General features: G+C 67.8%; 1 protein-coding gene. It reads left to right on the top strand.

Going from position 1 to position 528, the window contains the following annotated elements:
- A partial coding sequence (locus AC1DX0_RS37005) for a DUF5682 family protein (RefSeq protein ID WP_477359657.1) occupies nucleotides 1-528 on the top strand: 528 nt, incomplete at both ends.

Below are 528 nucleotides of genomic sequence, written 5' to 3'. Positions count from 1 at the left end.
CGCACATGCGGCTCGAGATTGCCGCAGCGCGCAAGGAATTCGATGGACCGATCGCCGTCGTCTGCGGCGCATGGCACGTGCCGGCCCTGCAGGCGGCGCACACGCAGAAAAACGATCAGGCGCTGATCAAGGGAATTGCCAAGCGCAAGAGCACCATGACCTGGGCGCCATGGACTGGACCGCGTCTGGCGCTGGGTTATGGCTATGGCGCCGGCGTCGTCGCGCCGGGTTGGTGCAAGCATCTGTGGCGCACGCGCGAGCGGCGCGATGCCGCGACGCTATGGCTGGCGATGATTGCGGCGGTGCTGCGGGCGAAGGGCCATCTGGTCTCGACCGCGTCGCTGATCGAAGCCGAGCGGCTTGCCCGCACACTGGCCGCCATTCGCGATCGGCCGAAACCCGGCTTCGAGGAATTGCGCGACGCCGCGATCGCGGCGCTGTTCAATGGCGAAGCGCTGTTGTGGGCGCTGGTCGAGGCAGAGCTGCTGCTGGGCGCTGATGTCGGCGAGATTCCACCCGACACGCCGC

The organism is Mesorhizobium sp. P3_A9, assembly GCF_056402975.1.
The sequence above is the reverse complement of the archived record's forward strand: the minus strand, read 5'-3'. Positions and strand labels throughout refer to the sequence as shown.